The organism is Bacillus nakamurai (genome assembly GCF_001584325.1).
Classification (GTDB): Bacteria; Bacillota; Bacilli; order Bacillales; family Bacillaceae; genus Bacillus; species Bacillus nakamurai.
The window spans coordinates 195,008-215,010 of the sequence record NZ_LSAZ01000002.1; the positions used below are offsets into that span (position 1 = coordinate 195,008).

Below are 20,003 nucleotides of genomic sequence, written 5' to 3' on the forward strand. Positions count from 1 at the left end.
TGTTTTCCTTCTGTAATTACCGGCTTGAAGACCGAAGCGGCACAAGTGCCGGCGTACCCTCACCCTCCGAAACGGTTACAGGCTGCCCCGCGCTGACGGCCGGCGCTGGTTCAACATAACTTCCCGTATTATACAGGTTAGAAAGCGATTTGATAGAACCGGCGCTTCCAATTTGCAGAATGGAGGAGTTACTGACAGATTCAACACGCATGTAATTGATTTGGATCGTTTGATTGACGTAAAAATTCATGTTTAGGCCTCCTTATGCATTTCCTGCCATTGGCTGATCGATTACATCATTATCGTACACATTCGTTGTGTTTCTGTAATTCGTCAGTGTAAGATTGTCTCCGGTATTGAAGCTGCCCGCTCCGGCAAATGTCTTAACCTCGCTTTTGGGAGAAATGGTGATGCAGTCGCCTATATGCACGACTCCGCTCGTACCGACGGCATTAATTTTAAACGCTCCGACAATTGCGGGCATACGAGCACATCCTTTTCGTGAAGGTGTTGGAAAATTGCACATCAGGAGCTTACTTGGGCTGCCTGCCTAAAATAGCTTATGACAAACGCACATTTTTGTGAGAGGAAAAAATCGGCGGGCGCAAAAAACACCAGTGACACACTGCCGCCGATGTTAAACAGCGCTTCATTGCGCCTCACTTGTGCATTTGCATTCATACATACTGCACAACGTATGTGTTTGCTGTTTTTTTGAAACATATATCATGTGTAAGAGAGACCATCTCTTTATCAATTTTTCATGCAGCTTGTAAATGGCCCGCGCCTTATTGAGGAAACCGGATTGCGGGATCATGATGTCTGATGGTGACGGGGCTTTGATCCGTGTATTTGTTTTCATAGGGCTGGCTCCTTCATGGTTTTTTGGGGCTTACAGCTGAATCAATCTGTCTGAACCGCCGGACTCCCCGGTGTCTTTGGCTTGTTCACATTGGATAAGCTCAGCACGGCATCCGTTTAAGAGGATGTCCAGCTCTTGGCTGCACCGGATGGTCTCTGTCGCATTGATTCCGAATTTTTGTGCTGTTTCGAATAAGGTCAATCTCATTTCTTCAATTTTTCTGTTCATCGTGTGATCTCCAATTCTCGATTATTTTGGAAAACATAGGATGATGATAGTATAACCTATTTTGTCCGAGAAGGTTTTATTTCGTCAATATGACTAAAAAAGTGACAATATTTGATACTCTTTTACCGTGATGAAAAAAGGATTTCCGTCCTTGGAGAAAGAATAGGTAGAGGAACGGCAGATTTAAAAATGATGGGGGATTAACATGAAATTTGCGACAGGGGAACTGAACAACCGAAAGTTTGTCGGTCTGATCATTGATGATGACAAAATCTTAGATTTGCAAAAGGCTGAAAAAAGACTGTTTGAACTTGAGACGATTCCGGGTTCGCTGATGGAATGTATTAAAAAAGGAGATAAGTTTGCCGCGCATGCCCGGCAGCTTGCAGAATGGGCGAAAAAACCGAATGATGAGTCCGGGTCATTTATGTATGCGCTGTCTGACGTGAAGCTTTGTGCGCCTATCCCCAGACCTTCAAAGAATGTGATCTGCATCGGGAAAAATTATCGGGATCACGCCATTGAAATGGGAAGTGAAGCGGATATTCCGGAGCACCCCATGGTATTTACCAAGTCGCCGACAACCGTTATCGGACACGGCGATACAGTCAAAAGCCACGCCGGCGTAACGGAGCAGCTTGATTATGAGGGAGAGCTCGCGGTCGTCATTTCAAAAACCGGATCGCACATTTCCAAAGAAGAAGCGCACGATTATATATTCGGATACACCATTGTAAACGATATTACTGCTCGGGATCTGCAAAAAAAGCATAAACAGTTTTTCATCGGCAAAAGCCTTGATACGACGTGTCCTATGGGTCCGGTCATTGTACATAAGTCCGCGGTAAGCGATCCGCAAAGCCTTAAGGTCGAGACGCGGGTAAACGGGGAGCTGCGCCAATCCGGTTCGGCAGGCGACATGATTTTTCCGATTGCGGAATTGATTGAGACGCTTTCAAAAGGAATGACGCTTGAAGCAGGAGATATTATTGCGACGGGAACACCGTCCGGCGTCGGCAAAGGCTTTCACCCGCCGAAATTTCTGAAACCGGGCGATCGCATTGACATTACGATTGAGCCGATCGGCACGCTGTCGAATCAAATCGGATAATTGTGTGTCTTTCTGCGATTGATAATGCTCCTTGCGGCTTGTTGTGGTACCATAAGTGAGGCAGATTGATCTGATAGGGGGAATTGAAAATTATGACACATTGGCATATTACATCATGGGTCATTGCGCTTATTCTGGTATTTGTCAGCTACGGGCTGTACGGTTCCGGAAAAGCGAAGGGCGCGAAAATCACGCATATGATTCTGCGCTTATTCTATATTATTATTATTTTGACCGGCGCTGAGCTGTTTGTCCGTTTTGCTAACTGGAACGGAGAATACGCCGGCAAAATGCTGCTCGGCATCATTACTATCGGCCTGATGGAAATGCTTCTGATCCGCAAGAAGAAAGCCAAGTCGACTGCGGGCATGTGGATCGGTTTTATCATCATTCTCGTCCTGACGGTTTTACTCGGCCTGCATTTGCCGATCGGCTTTCACTTATTTTAATCGATGATGTTGATGACCCGGATGTGAAATCCGGGTTTTTTATTTGCACCTTAAAGTTTCACTTTATTGGCAGGTTATCCCTTTCTTTTATCCGCAGCAATAACATGACTAAATGGGATGAAAGCGCAGTAAATGGGTGCTGGGTCGTTCTAATTGATTTCCAGTTATTTTAACATCACCTTAAATCTTCCTTTACTGGGTATCGGTTTCTTTTGGATTGTGCTACTCTTCAAGAGAATCAAAGGATAGGGGGATTTGAGATGAGACGAAAGAGATTTACATCTTTTTGGGCGGCCATTTTGACAGCGGCTCTTGTGCTGAGCCTCGCCGCTCCGTTTTCACAAGTGTCTGCCGCTGAGCCGATTGAGCAAGCAAAAGCACTGGAAAACGGAAAGGAACAGTCCGGGGTAATTGATGAGCCGGAACAATCAGTTTGGTATCAAATAACGCCAAGTAAAGAAGAAGTATCAAAAGATTCACATATGGCGTTAACCGTAAGCAGTCAATCCTTCTTAAATGTATCCGTTTACTCCAGCAAAGAGAAAGCCTTGGGTGATGACACGTTTGACATGTACCGTTCTTACACAGATCAAGGTAAAAGCGAAATCAACGTTCCGCATGCCTGGCAAGGCCCTTACTACATAAAAGTAGAGTATGCAGGGGAAGAGCCTGAGGAAGGCGGCAGCATTCAAAACGAAAGCGCAGAAAAAGCAGCCTACACCATCAGCTATAAAGGCACGACGCTGCAGCCTGCAGATCTTGAACAAGAGGAGTCCTGCCCTGTTGAGATGAGCGTCAGCGAGACAAAAGCGGGAGCCGGTATTTTAAAAGATCTGAGGACGATTCGTGATCAACAGCTGAATCAAACTGCTTCAGGAAAAGAACTGTCTAAGCTCTATTACAAAGCCGCCCCATTTATCGCAGCGAAACTCGTTTTCAACAAAAAAGCAAGAACTGAAATCTATCAGGATCTTGTGACATTGAAGCCGCTGTTCAGCGACACGGCTGAAAACGGAAGCAATTCCTCATACACGGTGACTGACAAAGACCAAAAGGCGATTGAGCGGTTATATGCCGCTGCTTTGCAATCGGTACCCTCCTATTTGAAAAAAGAGCTGAAACAGCAAGCAGATAAGCTTCACATTCACAGCTTAAAAGGCAAAACAGCCGGAGCATTTTTAACAGAAAACAAGCTGGCTCTGGAAAGCAAAGTTCAGACGCAGAAAGTGATTTTTAAATTGAAAAATAACAAAGGCCTTGCCGCAGTCACTAAAGAAGCAGCAGGCTTCAAGGCAAGCGCACAATCTAAAAAAGATATATCCCAAATTAAACAGGCGAAGAAACTGTTTGACAACCTTTATTCCTTTGAAATGCCGAAAGATCCAAAACAAAACGGCTCTTATTCTATCAGCGCCAAACGGGTGAAGGACACGGCATCTTCACTGTCAAAACTGCCGGCTGTTGAATTTGCCGAACCTGTGCGTGAATACAAAAGCCTGTCGGCCGACATTCAGTATCCGTACCAATGGTCGCTGAAAAACGGAGGCGCGGACGGGGGTATAAAAGGAGCTGATGTGAAATTTGACCAGGCATCATCACTGCTTTCAAAACGCAAGCTCAATGATACGCTCATCGCTGTCGTGGACACAGGAGTAGACAGCACGCTTGCCGATCTGAAAGGAAAGGTTAGAACCGATTTAGGGCACAATTTCGTGAACAGAACAAACAGCGCGCTTGATGATCAAGGGCACGGGACACATGTTGCCGGGATTATCGCCGCGAAAAGCGGTAACAGCTACTCTATGGCAGGGCTGAATGGCAAAGCCGGAATTATTCCCGTAAAAGTGCTGGATTCAACGGGTTCTGGAGATACGGAGCAAATCGCCCTCGGCATTAAATATGCGGCCGACAAGGGAGCGAAAGTCATTAACCTGAGTCTCGGCGGAGCATACAGCCGTGTGCTCGAATTTGCCTTGAAATATGCGGCTTCAAAAAATGTCGTCATTGCCGCGGCAAGCGGAAATGAAGGCATGAATGAGCTGTCTTACCCGGCTTCATCAAAATATGTCATCTCTGTCGGCGCAAGCAATCGGATGGATATGACGGCCGATTTCTCAAACTATGGAAAAGGGCTCGATTTGACAGCGCCCGGATCTGATATTCCGAGTCTCGTCCCGAACGGAAATGTAACGTATATGAGCGGCACGTCAATGGCCGCGCCGCATGTGGCGGCTGCCGCCGGCTTGCTGCTGTCCCAAAATCCGAAGCTCAAGCCGAATGAAGTGGAAGCCAAATTAAAGCAGACTGCAGACGATATTTCGTTTAAAAGTGAGGACGGCCAAGAAGAAGAGCTGTATGATGACAATGGCGACCCGATGCCGATTCCGGTCATTCCGGGAGTTGACTGGCATTCCGGCCACGGCCGCCTGAATATCATGAAGGCAGTCAGCGCCGTTGATTTAGGCCTTGAAATTAACAAGCTTGAAAGCACACAGACAGCTGTCAGAGGAAAAGCGAAAGAGGGCACGGCCCTTGAAGTCATGAACGGCAAGAAAAAACTCGGCAGCGCAAAAGCAGGTAAAGACGGCAAGTTTAAAGTGAATATCCCGATGCAGAAAAAAGACACCGTTTTACAAGTGAAAGCTTCTAAAGATGACGCAAAAACATCTGTCACCATTGTCACAGCCAAAGGAACGCCATCCGGCACACCGAAGGTCAGCAAAGTGACATCAAAAGATACGGCGGTTAAAGGAAAAGCAAACAGCCAAGCGAAAATCACCGTCAAAAATAAAGCGAAAAAAGTAATCGCGACGCAGAAAGCAGATCAAAAAGGCGCGTTCTCCGTCAAAATCAAAAAACAAAAAGCAGGCACCGTGCTTTATGTGACGGCTGCCGACACGGATAAACAAGAAAGCAAAGCAGTCAAAGTAACGGTCGGAAAATAAAAGCAGGCGGTGCCTTAAAAGGGCGCCGCCTGTTTTATTTACGCTGTCCCGCCGTGTTTTGCGGTTGAATACATAATCGAGCGCCGCCCATCCGACGCCGTCCATTCAAACCGATCGTTTTTCCCTGAGCTGCCGCGGTGATGCTGTAAGGCGCACTGGGCGTCATCGGCGGAAAAGTGGTAGAATGATACGCCTTCCCCGGAAAACATCGCTTGGTTGTAAGAAAAAACACAATCAAATACGGACAGGCCGAACCCGTGCAAATGCTTCAGAAACAAAAGAAACGTTTCATCATCAAGTGAGTCCAGCAAAGCCAAAAGCGGCCGTTTCACCGCCTTTTCATAACGGATGGCTTCCCCGCCCGAAAGGACAATCGTTCCCCCGGAATCCACCTCGGCTGTATCGCCTTGAATCCGGGCCGGCTGCCATTTGCCGTCAAGTTTAATAAACACGGCAGCGTTTCCGAGGCTTTCAGCAAGCAGGATGTCGCCTTCTCCATTCTCAACAAGGCAGATGCCGTCCTCTATCATCAGCGTCCCGCGTTCCCATTTGTTTTTTTCTGAAAAAAGCTGTTTTCGTTTCATTTAGCGCCGGTCTCCTTTGTTTGTTTCTTCTCTTCCGTTCTTTCCAAATGAAGCTTGTCTTATACAACTCTTAATGGGACAAATCAACTATCTGTGTTTCTCTGCATAAACTAGGTAAAGTGCTGATAGAAACGAATTTGAAACCGACAGAAACGGGATTGGAGCTGATATCACATGTGTGGAATTACGGGTTGGGTCGATTTTCAAAAGCAGCTCGTCCAAGACAAACATATTATGAACAAAATGACAGACACTCTTTCAAAACGAGGGCCTGATGATTCAAACGTTTGGGGAGAGCCCCATGTTTTATTCGGACATAAAAGACTTTCAGTCGTTGATATTGAAGGCGGGCGCCAGCCGATGGCCTGCACGCATCAAGGAGAAACGTACACGATCATTTATAATGGCGAGCTGTATAACACAGAAGATTTGCGGAAAGAGCTGCAGGCGCGGGGCCACCGTTTTGACCGGACGTCTGATACAGAAGTGCTGCTGCATAGCTATATTGAGTGGCAGGAGGAGTGCGTTCACCGCTTGAACGGCATTTTCGCCTTTGCAGTTTGGGATGAAAAGCGGGAGCGGCTGTTTGCAGCAAGAGACCGGCTCGGCGTAAAACCGTTTTTTTATAAAGAACATGGCTCTTCTTTTCTGTTTGGCTCAGAGTTGAAAGCCATCCTCGCACATCCTGATGTGAAAGCCCGCACAGACAGGACCGGACTTGCCGAAGTGTTTGGCCTCGGTCCGTCCAGATCACCCGGAAGCGGCGTATTCAAAGGGATTAACGAGGTCCGCCCCGCCCACGCGCTCACCTTTTCAAAAGACGGATTGTCCATATGGCGTTATTGGAATGTAAAAAGCGAACCGCATACAGACAGCTTTCAAGATACGGCTGCCCACGTTCGGTACTTATTTCAAGATGCGGTCACGCGCCAGCTCGTTTCTGATGTGCCGGTTTGCACATTTTTATCAGGCGGGCTTGATTCGAGCGCCATCACCGCCATTGCCGCAGGTCATTTTGAAAAAGAAGGCAGAGACCCGCTTCATACTTATTCGATTGATTACGAGGAGAACGACAGATTTTTTAAAGCGAGCACTTTTCAGCCGAATGACGACGGTCCGTGGATCGATAAAATGATAGGCGCATTCGGCACGCAGCACCATAAGTGCATCATCACGCAAGATCAATTGGTAGAACATCTGGAGGAATCCGTTCTTGTCAGAGATCTTCCGGGCATGGCCGATGTTGATTCCTCTTTGCTGTGGTTTTGCCGGGAAATTAAAAAGGACTTCGTCGTCAGCCTTTCAGGAGAATGTGCCGATGAAATTTTCGGGGGATACCCGTGGTTCCACCATGCGGCAGAAGAAGAAGGATTTCCTTGGATGAGATCAACTGAGGAGAGAATCACCCTTTTAGATGAAAAATGGCAAAAAAGGCTGCACTTAAGAGAGTACGTGAATGCACGATATGAAGAAACAATCGCGGAAACACCGCTGTTAGACGGCGAGACGGGCGCCGATAAAGCGAGAAGACAGCTGTTTTATTTAAATATGCTGTGGTTTATGACAAATCTGCTTGACCGCAAAGACCGCATGAGCATGGGGGCCAGCCTTGAGGTGCGTGTGCCGTTTGCCGATCACAGGCTCGTGGAATACGTATGGAATATCCCGTGGGAAATGAAAATGCATGACAACCGGGAGAAAGGCATTTTACGAAAGGCGCTCGAAGGCCTGCTGCCGGACGATATTTTGTACCGCAAAAAAAGCCCTTATCCGAAAACCCATCACCCGAAATATACAAAAGGCGTCACAGAATGGCTGAGAACGATTTTACAAGAAAAAGACTCCGTGCTCCATACGCTGCTGGACAGAAAAAAATTAGAAATGCTGCTGGAAACAGAGGGATCATCTTTTCAGGTGCCGTGGTTCGGACAGCTGATGAAAGGCCCGCAGCTGATCGCCCACCTCGCCCAGATCCATACATGGTTTGAGGCGTACCGTATTGACATAGAAGAATAGCCGTGCCGCGACCGGTTTCCTTTAACGGATATCGGTCTTTTCATTGTGAAACATATGATAAACTAAAATGATAGAGGAGTGAGTGACATGACCGAATATGAAGAGTGCGGACAGATCATCAAAAAGCACCTTCCCATATGTGAAAAAGCCTTTTCGTCTCTTCCGCTGAAAAACAGGCGAGCGGCATGGGCTGTGCTGGCCTTGTTTCATCAGGCCGAACAGCTCGCTGACCTTACTGAGCTTGCCCTTTTTGAACAGGCTGCGGAAGCCTTTCTCACCGGGACAAGCCCCGGCGGCTTTTTGTGGGGGGCGCTCAGCGATGCCGGCCGGCAATTTACATTAGAGGAAGAGCCGTTTTGTGAATTTATCGCGGGCCAAAAGCAAGATAGAGAGAAAGAAACATATGACGAGCTTGATGAACTGCTCATGTACGCCTATCAGACGGGCGGCGCCATCGGTTTACTCATCTTGCCGATATGCGCGCGCAGAAATCAAGAAAAGCTCCGCAATGCCGCGGTATCACTGGGAGTGGCCATTCAGCTGACGCGTCTCCTCAGGGATATCGAAACGGATGAACGGCAGAAAAAGCGCTTGCCGCGTCAGGTGATGAAGCAGTTCGGCTATACGGAAGAAGAGCTCAGCAGCCATACGGTCAACAAGGCATTTATCAATGTATGGGAGTATATCGCTTTTGAAGCGGAGGCGTATTATGAGGAGGCAGCTGAAGCAATGCCGCTGTTTCCGTTATATTCGCAATCAGCCGTTAACGAATTGGCTTCACGTTATCAAACACAACTGAAAGAGATCAGAAACCGGCTTTCTCAAGCGTAAAAAACGCCCGGCTTCATTGCGAAGCTTCGGGCGTTTATGCTATTCCTTTTTGAATCCATATCCGTGACCGCCATCTTCTGTACATTAAAATGCCTCTGACCCATTCATCCGCGATAAAGGAAATCCAAACGCCCATCAGCCCTAATCCGAAATGGATACCGAACAGATAGGCGAGAGGGAGGCCGATGCCCCACATAGAAATCATCGCCATATAAACGGGGAATTTCGCATCTCCGGCTGCCCGCAGCGAGTTGATAATGATGACATTAAACGAACGGCCGGGCTCAAGAATCATCGTCATGGCAATCAGCATGCTCGCCGTGGCGATAATGTCCGGGCTGTTTGTGAAGAGCCCGATCAGATCTTTTGAAAACAGCGTCATGATAACGGATGTCAGCGCGGCAATGCCAAGCGCCCAATAGAGGCTTTTCATACAGCGGTGATACGCGTCATCAAATTGTTTGGCGCCGATATACCTGCCGATTAAAATTTGTGTGCCTTGGCTGATCGCCGTTCCGAATAAAAGGATAAACATGGTGATGTTTTGCGTGTACACCTTTGTCGTCAGCGCCTGTGCACCCATGATGGCGATAAAATAAGTGACAACCATTTGCGAAATGTTGTATGACAGCTGTTCGCCGGCAGATGGAATGCCGATTTTCAGCAGCTTGCGCAAGTGCTCTTTATGGACGTGAAATACTTTCTTAAACGTTAAGCCGAGGCCGATGCGTTTTTTGACGATCATCACCATCGCAAGTAATCCGATGACGCGCGCGATGGACGTAGACATCGCAACTCCTGCGACACCGAGAACCGGCAAGCCGAACGGACCGAAAATGACAAGAAAGTTACCGGCGATATTTAATATATTCATTCCGATCGTGACAAACATCGTATCCTTCGTATATCCGTAGCTTTTTAAAATGGCACTGAACGTCATAATCAGCGCCTGGATGAATGATAGGCCGCCGACCACCTGTAAAAAGACTTTGGCATCAGGCATAAGTTCATTGGAAAGGCCCATCACATGAAGCATCGGGACGGCCGCGAAAAAAACGGCGGCGCTGATAGCGAGGCTGATGACAAAGTTTGCCCCGATGGAAACGTATGCCACTTCCTGTGCTTCTTTTTTCTGCTTGGAGCCTAAAAATTGCGAAATAACGATTGTCGTGCCTGTTGCGATGAAGCTGAACATCACGATAATTAAATTTAAAATCTGATTGCTGACGCCCACAGCCGCCACACTGCTGTCGGAGTATTGGCTAAGCATAAGAGTATCGGCGTTCCCCATAAACATATATAATGAAACCTCAATAAATATCGGCCAAGTGAGCGCAAATAATGAGAGTTTGTGATCAGCGGATTGTTTGAAGGCAGTTCGTTTTAAAATCGCTTGTTTCATTGTTTTACCCCTTTCCTAACAAAATCAACGTTTTAAAGTGTACCGCCATTTTCTTATAATAAAAAGGGAGAGAAACGAAACTTCTTGCAAAAATCCGACTTAAAAAGGAGGGCCTGAAAAAATGCCTTTTCTCAAGTTTACTGTCCCTCCATTTCCGGCATTTATCGCCGCGGGAGAAGGAGTCTTCAAAAAAGGCGAAACCCATGTGAGGCGGGTTTTCTCCGTATTTGATCTGTTATATGTGACCAAGGGCGTCATGTACATTACAGAAGACGGAAACTCTTTTTCGGTTGAAGCGGGGGAGTATATCCTGCTTTCTCCAGGCCTGGAGCATTACGGCACGAAAGGCAGCGAGGAGACGACCTGCTACTCGTGGCTTCATTTTGAGAAAGCGGCATATGATGTTACGGAAAAAGCCGGGAATAACTGGGCGGAGCTGCGGCACAAAAAAGGCAGCTTTGAAGAGCCGGCCCGCTACCGTCTGGCATTGCCGCAAAAAGGAAAGGTCCGGCGCCCGCAGTTTATGGCGGGACAATTCGGCGTCCTCATCGATGACAGCGCCGAAAATTCCGATTTGCCGCTGAGAAAGCAGATACTGTTTGAAGAGCTGCTGCTTCATTTGCAAAAAGAAGCCTTTCACATTCCGTCAGCGAAGGAAAGGGTCGCATGGGAGGCCGCACGATACTTACAGGAGCATTTTCAAGAGAAAACGACTATCAAAGCGCTCTCCTCCGCGCTCCATTACAATCAAGACTATGTGACCCGCTGTATGCAGCAGGTGCTCGGTGTCACGCCCGGCCAATATACGAACAAAGTAAGAATGACGGAGGCGAAGCGCCTGTTATCCTCAACCAATGACAAAATGGGAGTGATTGCCGACGCCATCGGCATGGAAGACCCGACGTATTTTTCTAAACTGTTTAAGCAGATTGAGGGCGTAACTCCGTTGGAATACCGCAAATTCGTAAGCCGTAAGACAGACTGAGCTTGGTGTATATGAGGAAATCAGAAAACAGATGAGGGATTTGTTGCATGAAAATCACAATCTATGATGTGGCGGACAAAGCGGGCGTCTCCATTACTACCGTCTCCGGGTCATAAACAATACGGGGAGGATCAGTGACAAAACACGCCAAAAGGTGCTCCGCGTGATGGAAGAAATGGATTACCTGCCTAATGTCCATTTCGATATGATTTTTTTAAAGCGAAACCGCTTGCGCTGTTATCCATCTTCAGGGCCGGATTCTCATGAAAAGGAGTGTTTTAAATGAGAAATCAAATCAGATGTGCCGTTTTGGGATTAGGAAGATTGGGATATTTTCATGCTAAGCATTTAATGAGTGAAGTGCAGGGCGCCCAGCTCACTGCCGTCTGTGATCCGATGAGGGGGAGAGCCGAAGAAGCCGCAAAGGAATTCGGGATCAGCAAATGGTCGGAAAATCCGTGTGAATTGCTGGAAGATGACAGCATTGACGCCGTGATCATTGTCACTCCGACAAGCACACACGCGGAAATGATCATAAAAGCCGCTGAAAACGGCAAGCACATCTTCGTTGAAAAACCGCTGACACTCAGCCTTGCAGAATCTAAAGAAGTCATGAAAAAAATAAAAGAAACAGGCGTCATCTGCCAGGTCGGCTTTATGAGGCGGTTTGATCCGGCGTACGCTGACGCGAAGAAACGCATCGATGCCGGGGAAATCGGCAAACCCATTTATTATAAGGGCTTTACAAGAGATTACGGCTCTCCGCCGGCGGAATTTATTAAACATAGCGGCGGCCTTTTCATTGACTGTTCCATTCATGATTACGATATCGCAAGGTATCTCATGAATGCTGAGGTGACGTCTGTCAGCGGACACGGCCGGATTTTAAAGCACCCGTTCATGGAAGAGTGCGGAGATGTCGATCAGGCATTAACGTATCTTGAATTTGACTCAGGCGCTGCCGGGGATGTGGAGGCAAGCAGAAATTCTCCGTACGGCCATGACATCCGCGCAGAAATTATCGGCACGACGGGGGCCATATTAGTGGGAACGCTGCGGAACCGGCATGTCACCGTTTTGACGGAGGCTGGCAGCAGCTATGACATTATCCCTGACTTTCAAACCCGCTTTAAAGACGCGTACCGTCTGGAACTTGAGCATTTTGCGGCATGTGTGCAAAAAGGGGAAACGCCGATTGTCACAGAAGTCGATGCCGCAATTAATTTAGAAATCGGCATCGCCGCGACCGATTCCTTTAGAACAGGAAGGCCTGTGAAACTTACGAAAGGCAGCAGCTATGCCGGAATATGATTGCAGCGTTTTACAAACGATTGCTCCGGCTATATCTTTATGACTTGAAAACAGTCAAAAGCAAGGGCCGGCTCAGCCTTTGCTTTTTTTATCAATCTCTTCTTTCGTATAAAAAATAAATATAGTCAGTCGGCACGCCTTTATGCCCCATTTGGTGAAGCATAGCGCTTATATTGCCGCGATGGTATGTGCCGTGGTTCACAACATGCCGGATGATATCGGCGTACGTCGTATGAAGTGTTCCATAGTGCGGATGAGAAATGGAAATCGAACCTTCCGTATCCTCCAACCCTGTTAAAAATTCGCTGTATTCTTCATAAAGCGCCGTCATCCTATGTTCAATCGCTTCTTGGTCTCCGCGCAGTTCCTCAAATTGAGCGAGGTTTGGAATGATTTGCTCGCGCGTTTCACCGTAAAGCGTTTTAAGCCAGACATAGTCAACCCGGCACATATGCAGCAGCACAGCGTTGACGGACGGGAAAACACTTTCTAATTCCTGATTTAGGTTTACAGCGGGCACGTTTTTCAGTTGCTGAAATATTTCCTGATTAGCCCATACGTGATAGTCGTAAAGCTTTTGAATTTGAGACATTCACATTCCTCCTTTTCCTCTTTGTACATTCAACGGTTCATGGGGAAATCCTTTTAATGCAGCAAAAGCACTGCAAAATACAGAGCCGCGCCCCACATCACCACGGCTGAACATTTATTCAAAATGCCGAGCAGCCTGCCCGTCGTATCCGCTGTTTGAACGAGCCTCCCCGCAAATGCCAATCCGGCAAACCATATCCATGAAACGGCGATGCATCCCGCTGCAAACAGCCATTTTCACCTCATTGTAGCCGGACTTTCTGCTGATGTCTCCAGCCATTTGGTTGGTATCACAACCAGCCAAATGTATAATGATATGAATGAGGAGGGATCACATATGAGCAGCTGGCAGCCGGATCGGGAATCAAGCCTTCCGATTTATCTCCAGATCGAACAATATATGAAAGAAAAAATGCTCCATGGTGAATGGACGGTCGGCACGAAAATTTCCTCACAAAGAAAGCTTGCCGATGAATTTCAAGTCAATCGAAGCCGGGGGACTGATAAATCCGGGAGCCCTCTATCTTCCCGAAGACCGGCAAAGCTTGCGCCTGTCCTATTCGTACGCACCTTTGCCGGACTTGGAGAAGGGTATTAAAACAATAGCGGACATTGCCCGCCGTTTCTTTCTGTAATAGGCATTACATGACAATGGCCCCGAGGGCTCTCGCAAAAGTAATGGCGTGGGCGGGGGCTATTCGGCATCCTTTCAGCTTATCAAGCGAGACGTGCATGTCCTCAAAGGTACATGTGCTGATATCCATGTTGAAAAGAGAAGTGCCGATGAAGTTTGCGCCGTCCAAATCACATGCATCAAACTGGGTGTGCTCAAGGGCGGCATCATTGCATTCACTTTCAGAAAGGGCGCAATGTGCAAAGCGGACATGCTTCATATTTGAATAGCTGAATGAACTGTAGTTGGCATGGCAGTCTTCAAACTGCACATTACGCAAGGTGCAGTCGGCCAGATTCACTCCGAGCAATTTTGAGTTTTGAAAGACCGTTCTATGAATGATGCTCCCGCTGAAATCGGCGTTTGACAAATCACATTTTTCAAATCGCACATCCGTACATTCCATATGCCGGAATGAGACGTCCATAAAGACCATATTTCTGAAAATAACCTGCTCGGCACACAAGTGATGCAGCTCATCTCCGGTGATTGAACCATTTTCAATCACCGCCTCCTTTATCTGATCCTCCTTAAGTGCTTCACTGAAAGAAAGAAGCGGTAATTGCTTCGGAATTTTCGGTTTTTGTATCGTATTCATCGACTTACTCCCTTTACTAAAATAATAGCTGAAATCAGCAATTGAAACATATAGTGAATCGAAACGGTTTTTCTCATGAAAACCAGAAAACATATACAGCACCGCCTAAAAAGCGTGCCTTACATCTTCGCCGGTTATCGCAGCGTTTCGCTTATTGAAAGAGCGTAATGGAAAAGCGGAGCGGCGTCAACCGCAATGGGCTGAAAAAACGGATAGGGGGAATGAGCAAATGGGCTGCTACGTTCAAACCGAAGAGAATGTGAGTTTATTTGTCGAGGATATCGGTCAGGGCCAGCCGATTGTTTTTCTGCATGGCTGGCCGCTCTGCCACAATATGTTTGAATATCAGATGAATGAACTGCCGAAAAAAGGGTTCCGCTGCATCGGCATTGATTTCCGGGGCTACGGCCAATCTGACAAGCCGTTTGAAGGGTATGATTATGACACGATGGCTGATGACGTGAAGGCGGTCATCTACACGCTGGAGCTGAAGGATGCGGTGCTTGCCGGGTTCTCAATGGGCGGCGCCATCGCCGTCCGTTACATGACAAGGCACGGCGGGGCGGATATTAAAAAACTGATTTTAATGTCGGCGGCAGCCCCGGCATTTACAAAACGGCCTGATTATCCGTACGGCTTTCGAAAAAAAGACGTTGATGATTTGATTGCCGGTTTTCAAAAAGACAGGCCGAAAGCGCTCGCCGACTTCAGCCGCATTTTCTTTGCGAAAAGCAAAACGCCGGAATTCAAGCAATGGTTCCAGAATCTCGGTTTAAGCGCCTCATCCTACGGCACCCTTCATTCCGCCGCCGCTTTGCGGGATGAGGATTTACGCAAGGAGCTGAAGGATATTAAAGTGCCGACACTGATTATGCATGGCGTAAAGGATAAAGTCTGTTCCGTTCATTTTGCGAAAGAGCTGAAGCGGCGCATTCCAAGTGCGAGCTTCATTCCTTTTGAAGAAAGCGGGCACGGCATTTTCTATGAAGAAAAAGACCGCCTCAATGAAGAAATCACCCGGTTTGCCAAAGAGTGACAAAAGCCCTGATAAGGAATATGTTCTTATCAGGGCTTTCATTTGTCCTGCCGCAAAATCAAGCGAGTTTTTTATACATGATCAGATGCAGTCCGATGCCCGGGATATCAAAGGTTTCGCCGATGCTTTTCCAGCCGAGCTTTTCATAATACCCTTTCACATGATGTCTGGCGTTGCACCAGACAAGCCCCGCGCCCATATCGGTCAGTGTCCGTTCTGCGTATGAAATTAATGTGCTTCCTGCTTTTTGCGTGCGGTATTCCGGGAGGGTCGCCATGCCGCGCAGCTGATAGGCGGGTGTTTCCTTTAATGCCTCTTGGTCTTGCGGATAGAAAGAGGCGATGCTGATCAGCGTCCCTTCGAAAAACGCCCCGAGATGAAAAGCTCCTGTCATGTTGTCCTGATCATATTTGCAATCTTCAATCGACTGATGAGGGCGCAGTATTTTATGCCTGATATTGTACGTATCTTCTGCGGTAATGGATTTTATTTCAAGCATGGCCATTCTCCTTTAGCTGTCTCTTTTTCTTTATCGTACCATGAAAAGGCCGCCTGTCACATCAGGCGGCCCCATTTTTACCCGTATCAATGCAAATAGACATTTGTCCGCTTTTCATCCTTTTGCTTAATATAAGAGGCAAGCTCGGACGTCAAATCAGAACGGAGAAAAGGGGTGATTAAATAGATTCCGTTAAACAGCTCGCACGCCGTGTCAAGGAGAGACTTGGCGATGGCAAGGCCTTCTGTTTTCTGCTTCTGTTTATCTTCGCCGGCAAGCGCCATTTTTTCGCGGATGCCGTCTGACAGCTTAATGCCGGGGATTTCATGATGGATGAACTCCGCGTTGCGGCTGCTTGTTAACGGCATAATCCCGATATATACCGGTGTTTGGAGATGCTTCGTTTCCTTATGAATGTCAATGAGCTGCTGCTCTGAGTAGACAGGCTGGGAAACGAAATAATCGGCGCCGCACTCGATCTTTTTTTCCAGCCGTTTGACTGCCTTGTCAAGATGGCGGACATTCGGATTAAACGCGCCTGCCACGGAAAAGCCGGTTTTTTTACCGAGCGGTTTTCCCGATAAGGAAATGCCTTCATTGAACTGCTTAATCAGCCTGATCAAGTCAAAAGACGTTAAATCATAAACGGAGGTGGCCCCTGGAAAGTCGCCGATTTTTGAAGGATCGCCCGTGATGGCTAAAATATCGGTGAGTCCGAGGGTGTCAAGTCCCATTAAATGCGACTGAAGGCCGATGATATTCCGGTCTCTGCACGTAATATGGACGAGAGAACGGATATCAAGCCGCTCCTTTAATAATGAGCCGCAGGCGGCATTGCTGATCCTCGGCGTCGCGAGTGAATTGTCGGCGAGCGTCAGCGCCTCAATTCCGGTTTCCTTCAATTCGGCTGCCGCTTGCAGAAATTTTTCAAAATTCAATTTTTTCGGCGGATCAAGCTCCACGATAATCGAACGTTTTTTAGCGGCTATTTCGTTTAATCCAGGTTCGGCCCTTTCATCCCGGACAGCGATTACTTCTTCTTCCCGTCTGATTTTCACCTCTTTTTCCGTGACGGGCTCGAGCCCGCTGACTGCTTCCGCCATCGCCCTGATATGGTTAGGCGTCGTGCCGCAGCAGCCACCGATAATCCGCGCGCCCTGCTTGCGGAATTCAGCGGCGCTCTCACGGAAATAAGTGTTGTCTGTTTCATAAACAAGCCGGCCTTCTTCAAGAGATGGAAGGCTGCTGTTCGGGTAGACGGATAAATAAGCGTCGCGGAAAATCGGCACTTCGGTGAGCGCTTCAATCATGTGATACGGGCCGAGCCGGCAGTTAATGCCCGTTATATCAGCGCCGATGTCAGCGATCGACCTGAGTGCTTCCCCGAGCGGCGTGCCGTCCTGAAGCACGCCCTGCTCGTGCATTGATACATTGAGCATGATCGGAAGTTCCGTTTCCTTTCTCGCAATCTTTAATACTTCGCGCGCCTCCTCTAAATCATAATAGGTTTCTAACAAAAGGCCGTCCGGCTCTTCATGCAGTAAGAGATACAGCTGCTCCCGAAAGCTGCGTTTGATTTCCTCAAGGCTGTAGGCGTTTTTGTTAAAGGTGCGGATACCGCCCATCGTTCCCAGCACATAGGCGCCCTCTGAGGATGCGCGCGCGATTTTGACGGCCTCCTGATTGATTTTTTTTGTCTCATCCTCCAGCCCGTACCTTGACAGCTTAATATAATTCGCGCCGTACGTGTTCGTTTGAATAATGTCGGCGCCTGCCTCTACGTAAGCCTTATGTATCCGTTTGATTTCCTCCGGCTTTGACACATTCAGCTCCTCAAAGCACCTGTCAATGCCATAGGAATAAAGCAAAGTTCCCATCGCTCCGTCGCCGATTAAAATCCGATGCTGCAAATCTTCCAGTAGTCCCATCATTTGCCTCCTTCATTCACTTTCAGCAAGGAAAAAAGAGAAATAAAAAAAGTCTTCTTAAGAAGAAGACTTTGTGATCATTTGTCTCTCTTCTTATCTTCCAAGCTGTTTTGTAAGCTTGCTGGATTTAGCACCTTGGTCATGGTTTTCATAAACCATTACACCGGTTGCTGAAGCGTCGTCGGGCCAGTCCCTCGGCTTCTCTTGATAAGAACGTTCATTTAATTGTCAATGGGTTTCCAAAGTTAACTCCGAAAATCCCTTTCTCCAAATTTACCGAAAATAGAGACAATAATCAATAGGAATCACACAATTTATCTAAAATTAATAAATTGAACATCAATCGGCAGGTCTGCCCCGCGGACGGCAGATATAATCTGCTGCAAATCATCTTTGTTTTTTCCGGTCACGCGCACTTGGTCATCCTGTATTTGTGATTTTACCTTCAAGCCGGAGTTTTTGATCACGGCGTTGATTTTTTTCGCGTTGTCTTTATCAATGCCCTGCACAAGCTTCGCGCGCTGGCGCACCGTGCCGCCTGAGGCATTTTCAATTTTGCCGTATTCGATGTTTTTCGTCGGCACCTCGCGTTTGATCAGTTTGCCGCTAAGCACGTCTTTAAGCTGGTTTAATTTAAATTCATCATCAGAAATCAGCACAAGCTCTTCTTTTTCTAATGTCACGTCACTTTTAGACCCTTTGAAGTCATAGCGGGTGCCGATTTCCTTCAGCGTCATTTGAATCGCGTTTTGCACCTCGGGAAATTCAACTTTGGATACAATATCAAAAGAACTTTCTTTTGCCATATGAAAACCTCCTATAACATTTCACTTATGTGTTGATTATAGTAGAATAAAGAGAAATGTCCAACAGCATAAAGCATGAATTTGTGTGTGTTGGAAAAAATGAGAAAAACATCAGCCCTATATACAGGGCGAAGCAGGAAGGACGATAACATGAGACCAGGGCAGCAGCTCACGTTGAGTATAGATCACCAAACCGATTTCGGCTATTTTTTAACCGACGGCGAGGATACGGTTCTTTTACATAACAGTGAAATCACAGAGGACATTGAAGACAAAGACGAGGTGGAGGTGTTTATTTACGTCGACCCTCAGGAAAGGCTCGCGGCGACGATGAAAAAGCCGCTTATCAGCTTTTATGACTACGGATGGGTGGAAGTGACGGATAAAGTGGAGGATATGGGCGTATTCGTCGACGTCGGCCTCTCAAAAGACGCGCTCGTTGCGACAGAGCACCTTCCTCCGTATGAATCCGTCTGGCCGCAAAAAGGCGACAGGCTGTATTGCATGCTGAAGGTGACAAACCGCGGACGCATGTTTGCCAAACCGGCGCCGGAGGACATCATCAGCGAATTATTTACGGATGCAGGCGAAGAGATGATGAATAAAGAACTGACGGGCACGGTGTACAGGCTGATCGCTTCCGGCTCGTTCATTATTACAGATGAAGGCATCCGCGGATTTATTCATCCTACTGAAAGAAAGGAAGAACCGAGACTCGGCAGCCGCGTGACGGGACGTGTCATTCAGGTGAAGGAAGACGGTTCAGTCAATATGTCGCTTCTGCCGAGAAAGCAGGACGCGCTTTCCGTTGACGCGGAAGAGATTCTGACGTATTTAAGATCGAGAAACGGTGCAATGCCTTACGGAGACAAAAGCCATCCAGACGATATCCGCGAGCGGTTCAATTTAAGCAAAGCCGCCTTTAAGCGGGCGCTCGGCCACCTGATGAAAACCGGCAGGGTTTATCAGGAGAACGGCTGGACGTACGAAAAACAATAGATTTTCTGCAAAAACATCGGTTAATACGACCGGTGTTTTTTATTTCCTCTAAAACCACAATATTCATGATTTTCTTTGTTTTCATGTTTGTTTTCAAAAAAATAAATATTTTATTGAAATAAAATATTCTGACATGCAGACCGATATAT

Annotated in this window: 19 protein-coding genes, 3 pseudogenes and 1 riboswitch; of the genes and pseudogenes, 11 read left to right on the forward strand and 11 right to left on the reverse strand. The window is 47.4% G+C overall.

The features are described from left to right. Window positions 1-16: 16 nt before the first annotated feature. The 3 genes from AXI59_RS01555 to AXI59_RS01570 all read right to left on the reverse strand — a co-directional run bounded on the left by AXI59_RS01555 (window position 17) and on the right by AXI59_RS01570 (window position 1,090). Complete coding sequence (locus AXI59_RS01555; RefSeq protein ID WP_061521763.1) at window positions 17-250, reverse strand: spore germination protein GerPB; 234 nt, start codon at window positions 248-250, stop codon at window positions 17-19. 12 nt (window positions 251-262) lie between these two features. After that, window positions 263-484, reverse strand: coding sequence for a spore germination protein (locus AXI59_RS01560; RefSeq protein ID WP_061521764.1), 222 nt, complete (start codon window positions 482-484; stop codon window positions 263-265). A gap of 408 nt (window positions 485-892) precedes the next feature. After that, the gene (locus tag AXI59_RS01570; RefSeq protein ID WP_061527195.1) at window positions 893-1,090 is read right to left on the reverse strand and encodes an aspartyl-phosphate phosphatase Spo0E family protein; all 198 of its coding nucleotides are present in this window, start codon (window positions 1,088-1,090) and stop codon (window positions 893-895) included. A gap of 205 nt (window positions 1,091-1,295) precedes the next feature. On the opposite strand from AXI59_RS01570, the gene AXI59_RS01575 reads away from it, so the two are divergent. From AXI59_RS01575 to AXI59_RS01585, 3 genes are all read left to right on the forward strand, one after another. After that, entirely contained in the window at window positions 1,296-2,201 is a 906-nt protein-coding gene (locus AXI59_RS01575; RefSeq protein WP_061521767.1) for a fumarylacetoacetate hydrolase family protein, read from the forward strand. Window positions 2,202-2,293: 92 nt separating this feature from the next. Further along, window positions 2,294-2,650 (forward strand): YisL family protein, encoded by a 357-nt coding sequence (locus AXI59_RS01580; RefSeq protein ID WP_061527196.1) that lies wholly within the window; start codon window positions 2,294-2,296, stop codon window positions 2,648-2,650. Window positions 2,651-2,910: 260 nt separating this feature from the next. After that, window positions 2,911-5,595, forward strand: a complete 2,685-nt coding sequence (locus AXI59_RS01585; RefSeq protein WP_061521769.1) for a peptidase S8 — start codon at window positions 2,911-2,913, stop codon at window positions 5,593-5,595. 38 nt (window positions 5,596-5,633) lie between these two features. Here AXI59_RS01585 and AXI59_RS01590 read toward each other — a convergent pair whose 3' ends face one another. After that, window positions 5,634-6,179 (reverse strand): DUF2777 family protein, encoded by a 546-nt coding sequence (locus AXI59_RS01590; protein ID WP_061521770.1) that lies wholly within the window; start codon window positions 6,177-6,179, stop codon window positions 5,634-5,636. 174 nt (window positions 6,180-6,353) lie between these two features. On the opposite strand from AXI59_RS01590, the gene asnB reads away from it, so the two are divergent. Continuing rightward, a complete protein-coding gene (gene asnB, locus AXI59_RS01595) occupies window positions 6,354-8,195 on the forward strand; it encodes an asparagine synthase (glutamine-hydrolyzing) (protein ID WP_061521771.1) in 1,842 nt (613 codons plus the stop codon). An 87-nt stretch (window positions 8,196-8,282) separates the two neighbouring features. Further along, the gene (locus AXI59_RS01600) at window positions 8,283-9,026 is read left to right on the forward strand and encodes a squalene/phytoene synthase family protein (RefSeq protein ID WP_061521772.1); all 744 of its coding nucleotides are present in this window, start codon (window positions 8,283-8,285) and stop codon (window positions 9,024-9,026) included. A gap of 34 nt (window positions 9,027-9,060) precedes the next feature. Here the strand turns inward: AXI59_RS01600 and AXI59_RS01605 are convergent, their stop codons facing one another. Then, window positions 9,061-10,428, reverse strand: a complete 1,368-nt coding sequence (locus tag AXI59_RS01605; RefSeq protein ID WP_061521773.1) for an MATE family efflux transporter — start codon at window positions 10,426-10,428, stop codon at window positions 9,061-9,063. A 121-nt stretch (window positions 10,429-10,549) separates the two neighbouring features. On the opposite strand from AXI59_RS01605, the gene AXI59_RS01610 reads away from it, so the two are divergent. From AXI59_RS01610 to iolX, 3 genes and pseudogenes are all read left to right on the forward strand, one after another. After that, window positions 10,550-11,413 (forward strand): AraC family transcriptional regulator, encoded by an 864-nt coding sequence (locus AXI59_RS01610; protein WP_061521774.1) that lies wholly within the window; start codon window positions 10,550-10,552, stop codon window positions 11,411-11,413. A gap of 47 nt (window positions 11,414-11,460) precedes the next feature. Beyond that, window positions 11,461-11,606: pseudogene (locus tag AXI59_RS18995) on the forward strand (LacI family DNA-binding transcriptional regulator); the annotation flags it as partial. An 89-nt stretch (window positions 11,607-11,695) separates the two neighbouring features. Then, complete coding sequence (iolX, locus tag AXI59_RS01615; protein WP_061527197.1) at window positions 11,696-12,724, forward strand: scyllo-inositol 2-dehydrogenase; 1,029 nt, start codon at window positions 11,696-11,698, stop codon at window positions 12,722-12,724. A 91-nt stretch (window positions 12,725-12,815) separates the two neighbouring features. Here iolX and AXI59_RS01620 read toward each other — a convergent pair whose 3' ends face one another. Then, the gene (locus AXI59_RS01620) at window positions 12,816-13,316 is read right to left on the reverse strand and encodes a DinB family protein (RefSeq protein WP_061527198.1); all 501 of its coding nucleotides are present in this window, start codon (window positions 13,314-13,316) and stop codon (window positions 12,816-12,818) included. 53 nt (window positions 13,317-13,369) lie between these two features. Continuing rightward, window positions 13,370-13,552: pseudogene (locus tag AXI59_RS19000) on the reverse strand (LysE family transporter); the annotation flags it as partial. 100 nt (window positions 13,553-13,652) lie between these two features. On the opposite strand from AXI59_RS19000, the pseudogene AXI59_RS20220 reads away from it, so the two are divergent. Then, window positions 13,653-13,817: pseudogene (locus AXI59_RS20220) on the forward strand (PLP-dependent aminotransferase family protein); the annotation flags it as partial. 139 nt (window positions 13,818-13,956) lie between these two features. Here the strand turns inward: AXI59_RS20220 and AXI59_RS01630 are convergent. Beyond that, the gene (locus tag AXI59_RS01630; protein ID WP_061527200.1) at window positions 13,957-14,586 is read right to left on the reverse strand and encodes a pentapeptide repeat-containing protein; all 630 of its coding nucleotides are present in this window, start codon (window positions 14,584-14,586) and stop codon (window positions 13,957-13,959) included. Between the two features lie 229 nt (window positions 14,587-14,815). Here AXI59_RS01630 and AXI59_RS01635 point away from each other — a divergent pair, with 229 nt between their 5' ends. Further along, window positions 14,816-15,622, forward strand: coding sequence for an alpha/beta fold hydrolase (locus AXI59_RS01635; RefSeq protein WP_061527201.1), 807 nt, complete (start codon window positions 14,816-14,818; stop codon window positions 15,620-15,622). Window positions 15,623-15,680: 58 nt separating this feature from the next. On the opposite strand, the gene AXI59_RS01640 is transcribed toward AXI59_RS01635, so the two are convergent. The 3 genes from AXI59_RS01640 to AXI59_RS01650 form a co-directional block, all read right to left on the reverse strand. Then, window positions 15,681-16,121 carry a GNAT family N-acetyltransferase gene (locus AXI59_RS01640; protein WP_061521778.1) on the reverse strand — a complete coding sequence of 147 codons (441 nt, stop codon included), beginning with the start codon at window positions 16,119-16,121 and terminating at the stop codon, window positions 15,681-15,683. Between the two features lie 86 nt (window positions 16,122-16,207). Then, the gene (locus AXI59_RS01645; protein WP_061527202.1) at window positions 16,208-18,049 is read right to left on the reverse strand and encodes a bifunctional homocysteine S-methyltransferase/methylenetetrahydrofolate reductase; all 1,842 of its coding nucleotides are present in this window, start codon (window positions 18,047-18,049) and stop codon (window positions 16,208-16,210) included. 90 nt (window positions 18,050-18,139) lie between these two features. Further along, window positions 18,140-18,263: riboswitch (SAM riboswitch) on the reverse strand. Window positions 18,264-18,363: 100 nt separating this feature from the next. After that, a complete protein-coding gene (locus tag AXI59_RS01650) occupies window positions 18,364-18,855 on the reverse strand; it encodes a YajQ family cyclic di-GMP-binding protein (RefSeq protein ID WP_061521780.1) in 492 nt (163 codons plus the stop codon). A gap of 150 nt (window positions 18,856-19,005) precedes the next feature. On the opposite strand from AXI59_RS01650, the gene AXI59_RS01655 reads away from it, so the two are divergent. Continuing rightward, window positions 19,006-19,854 (forward strand): CvfB family protein, encoded by an 849-nt coding sequence (locus AXI59_RS01655; protein ID WP_061527203.1) that lies wholly within the window; start codon window positions 19,006-19,008, stop codon window positions 19,852-19,854. Window positions 19,855-20,003: the final 149 nt, after the last annotated feature.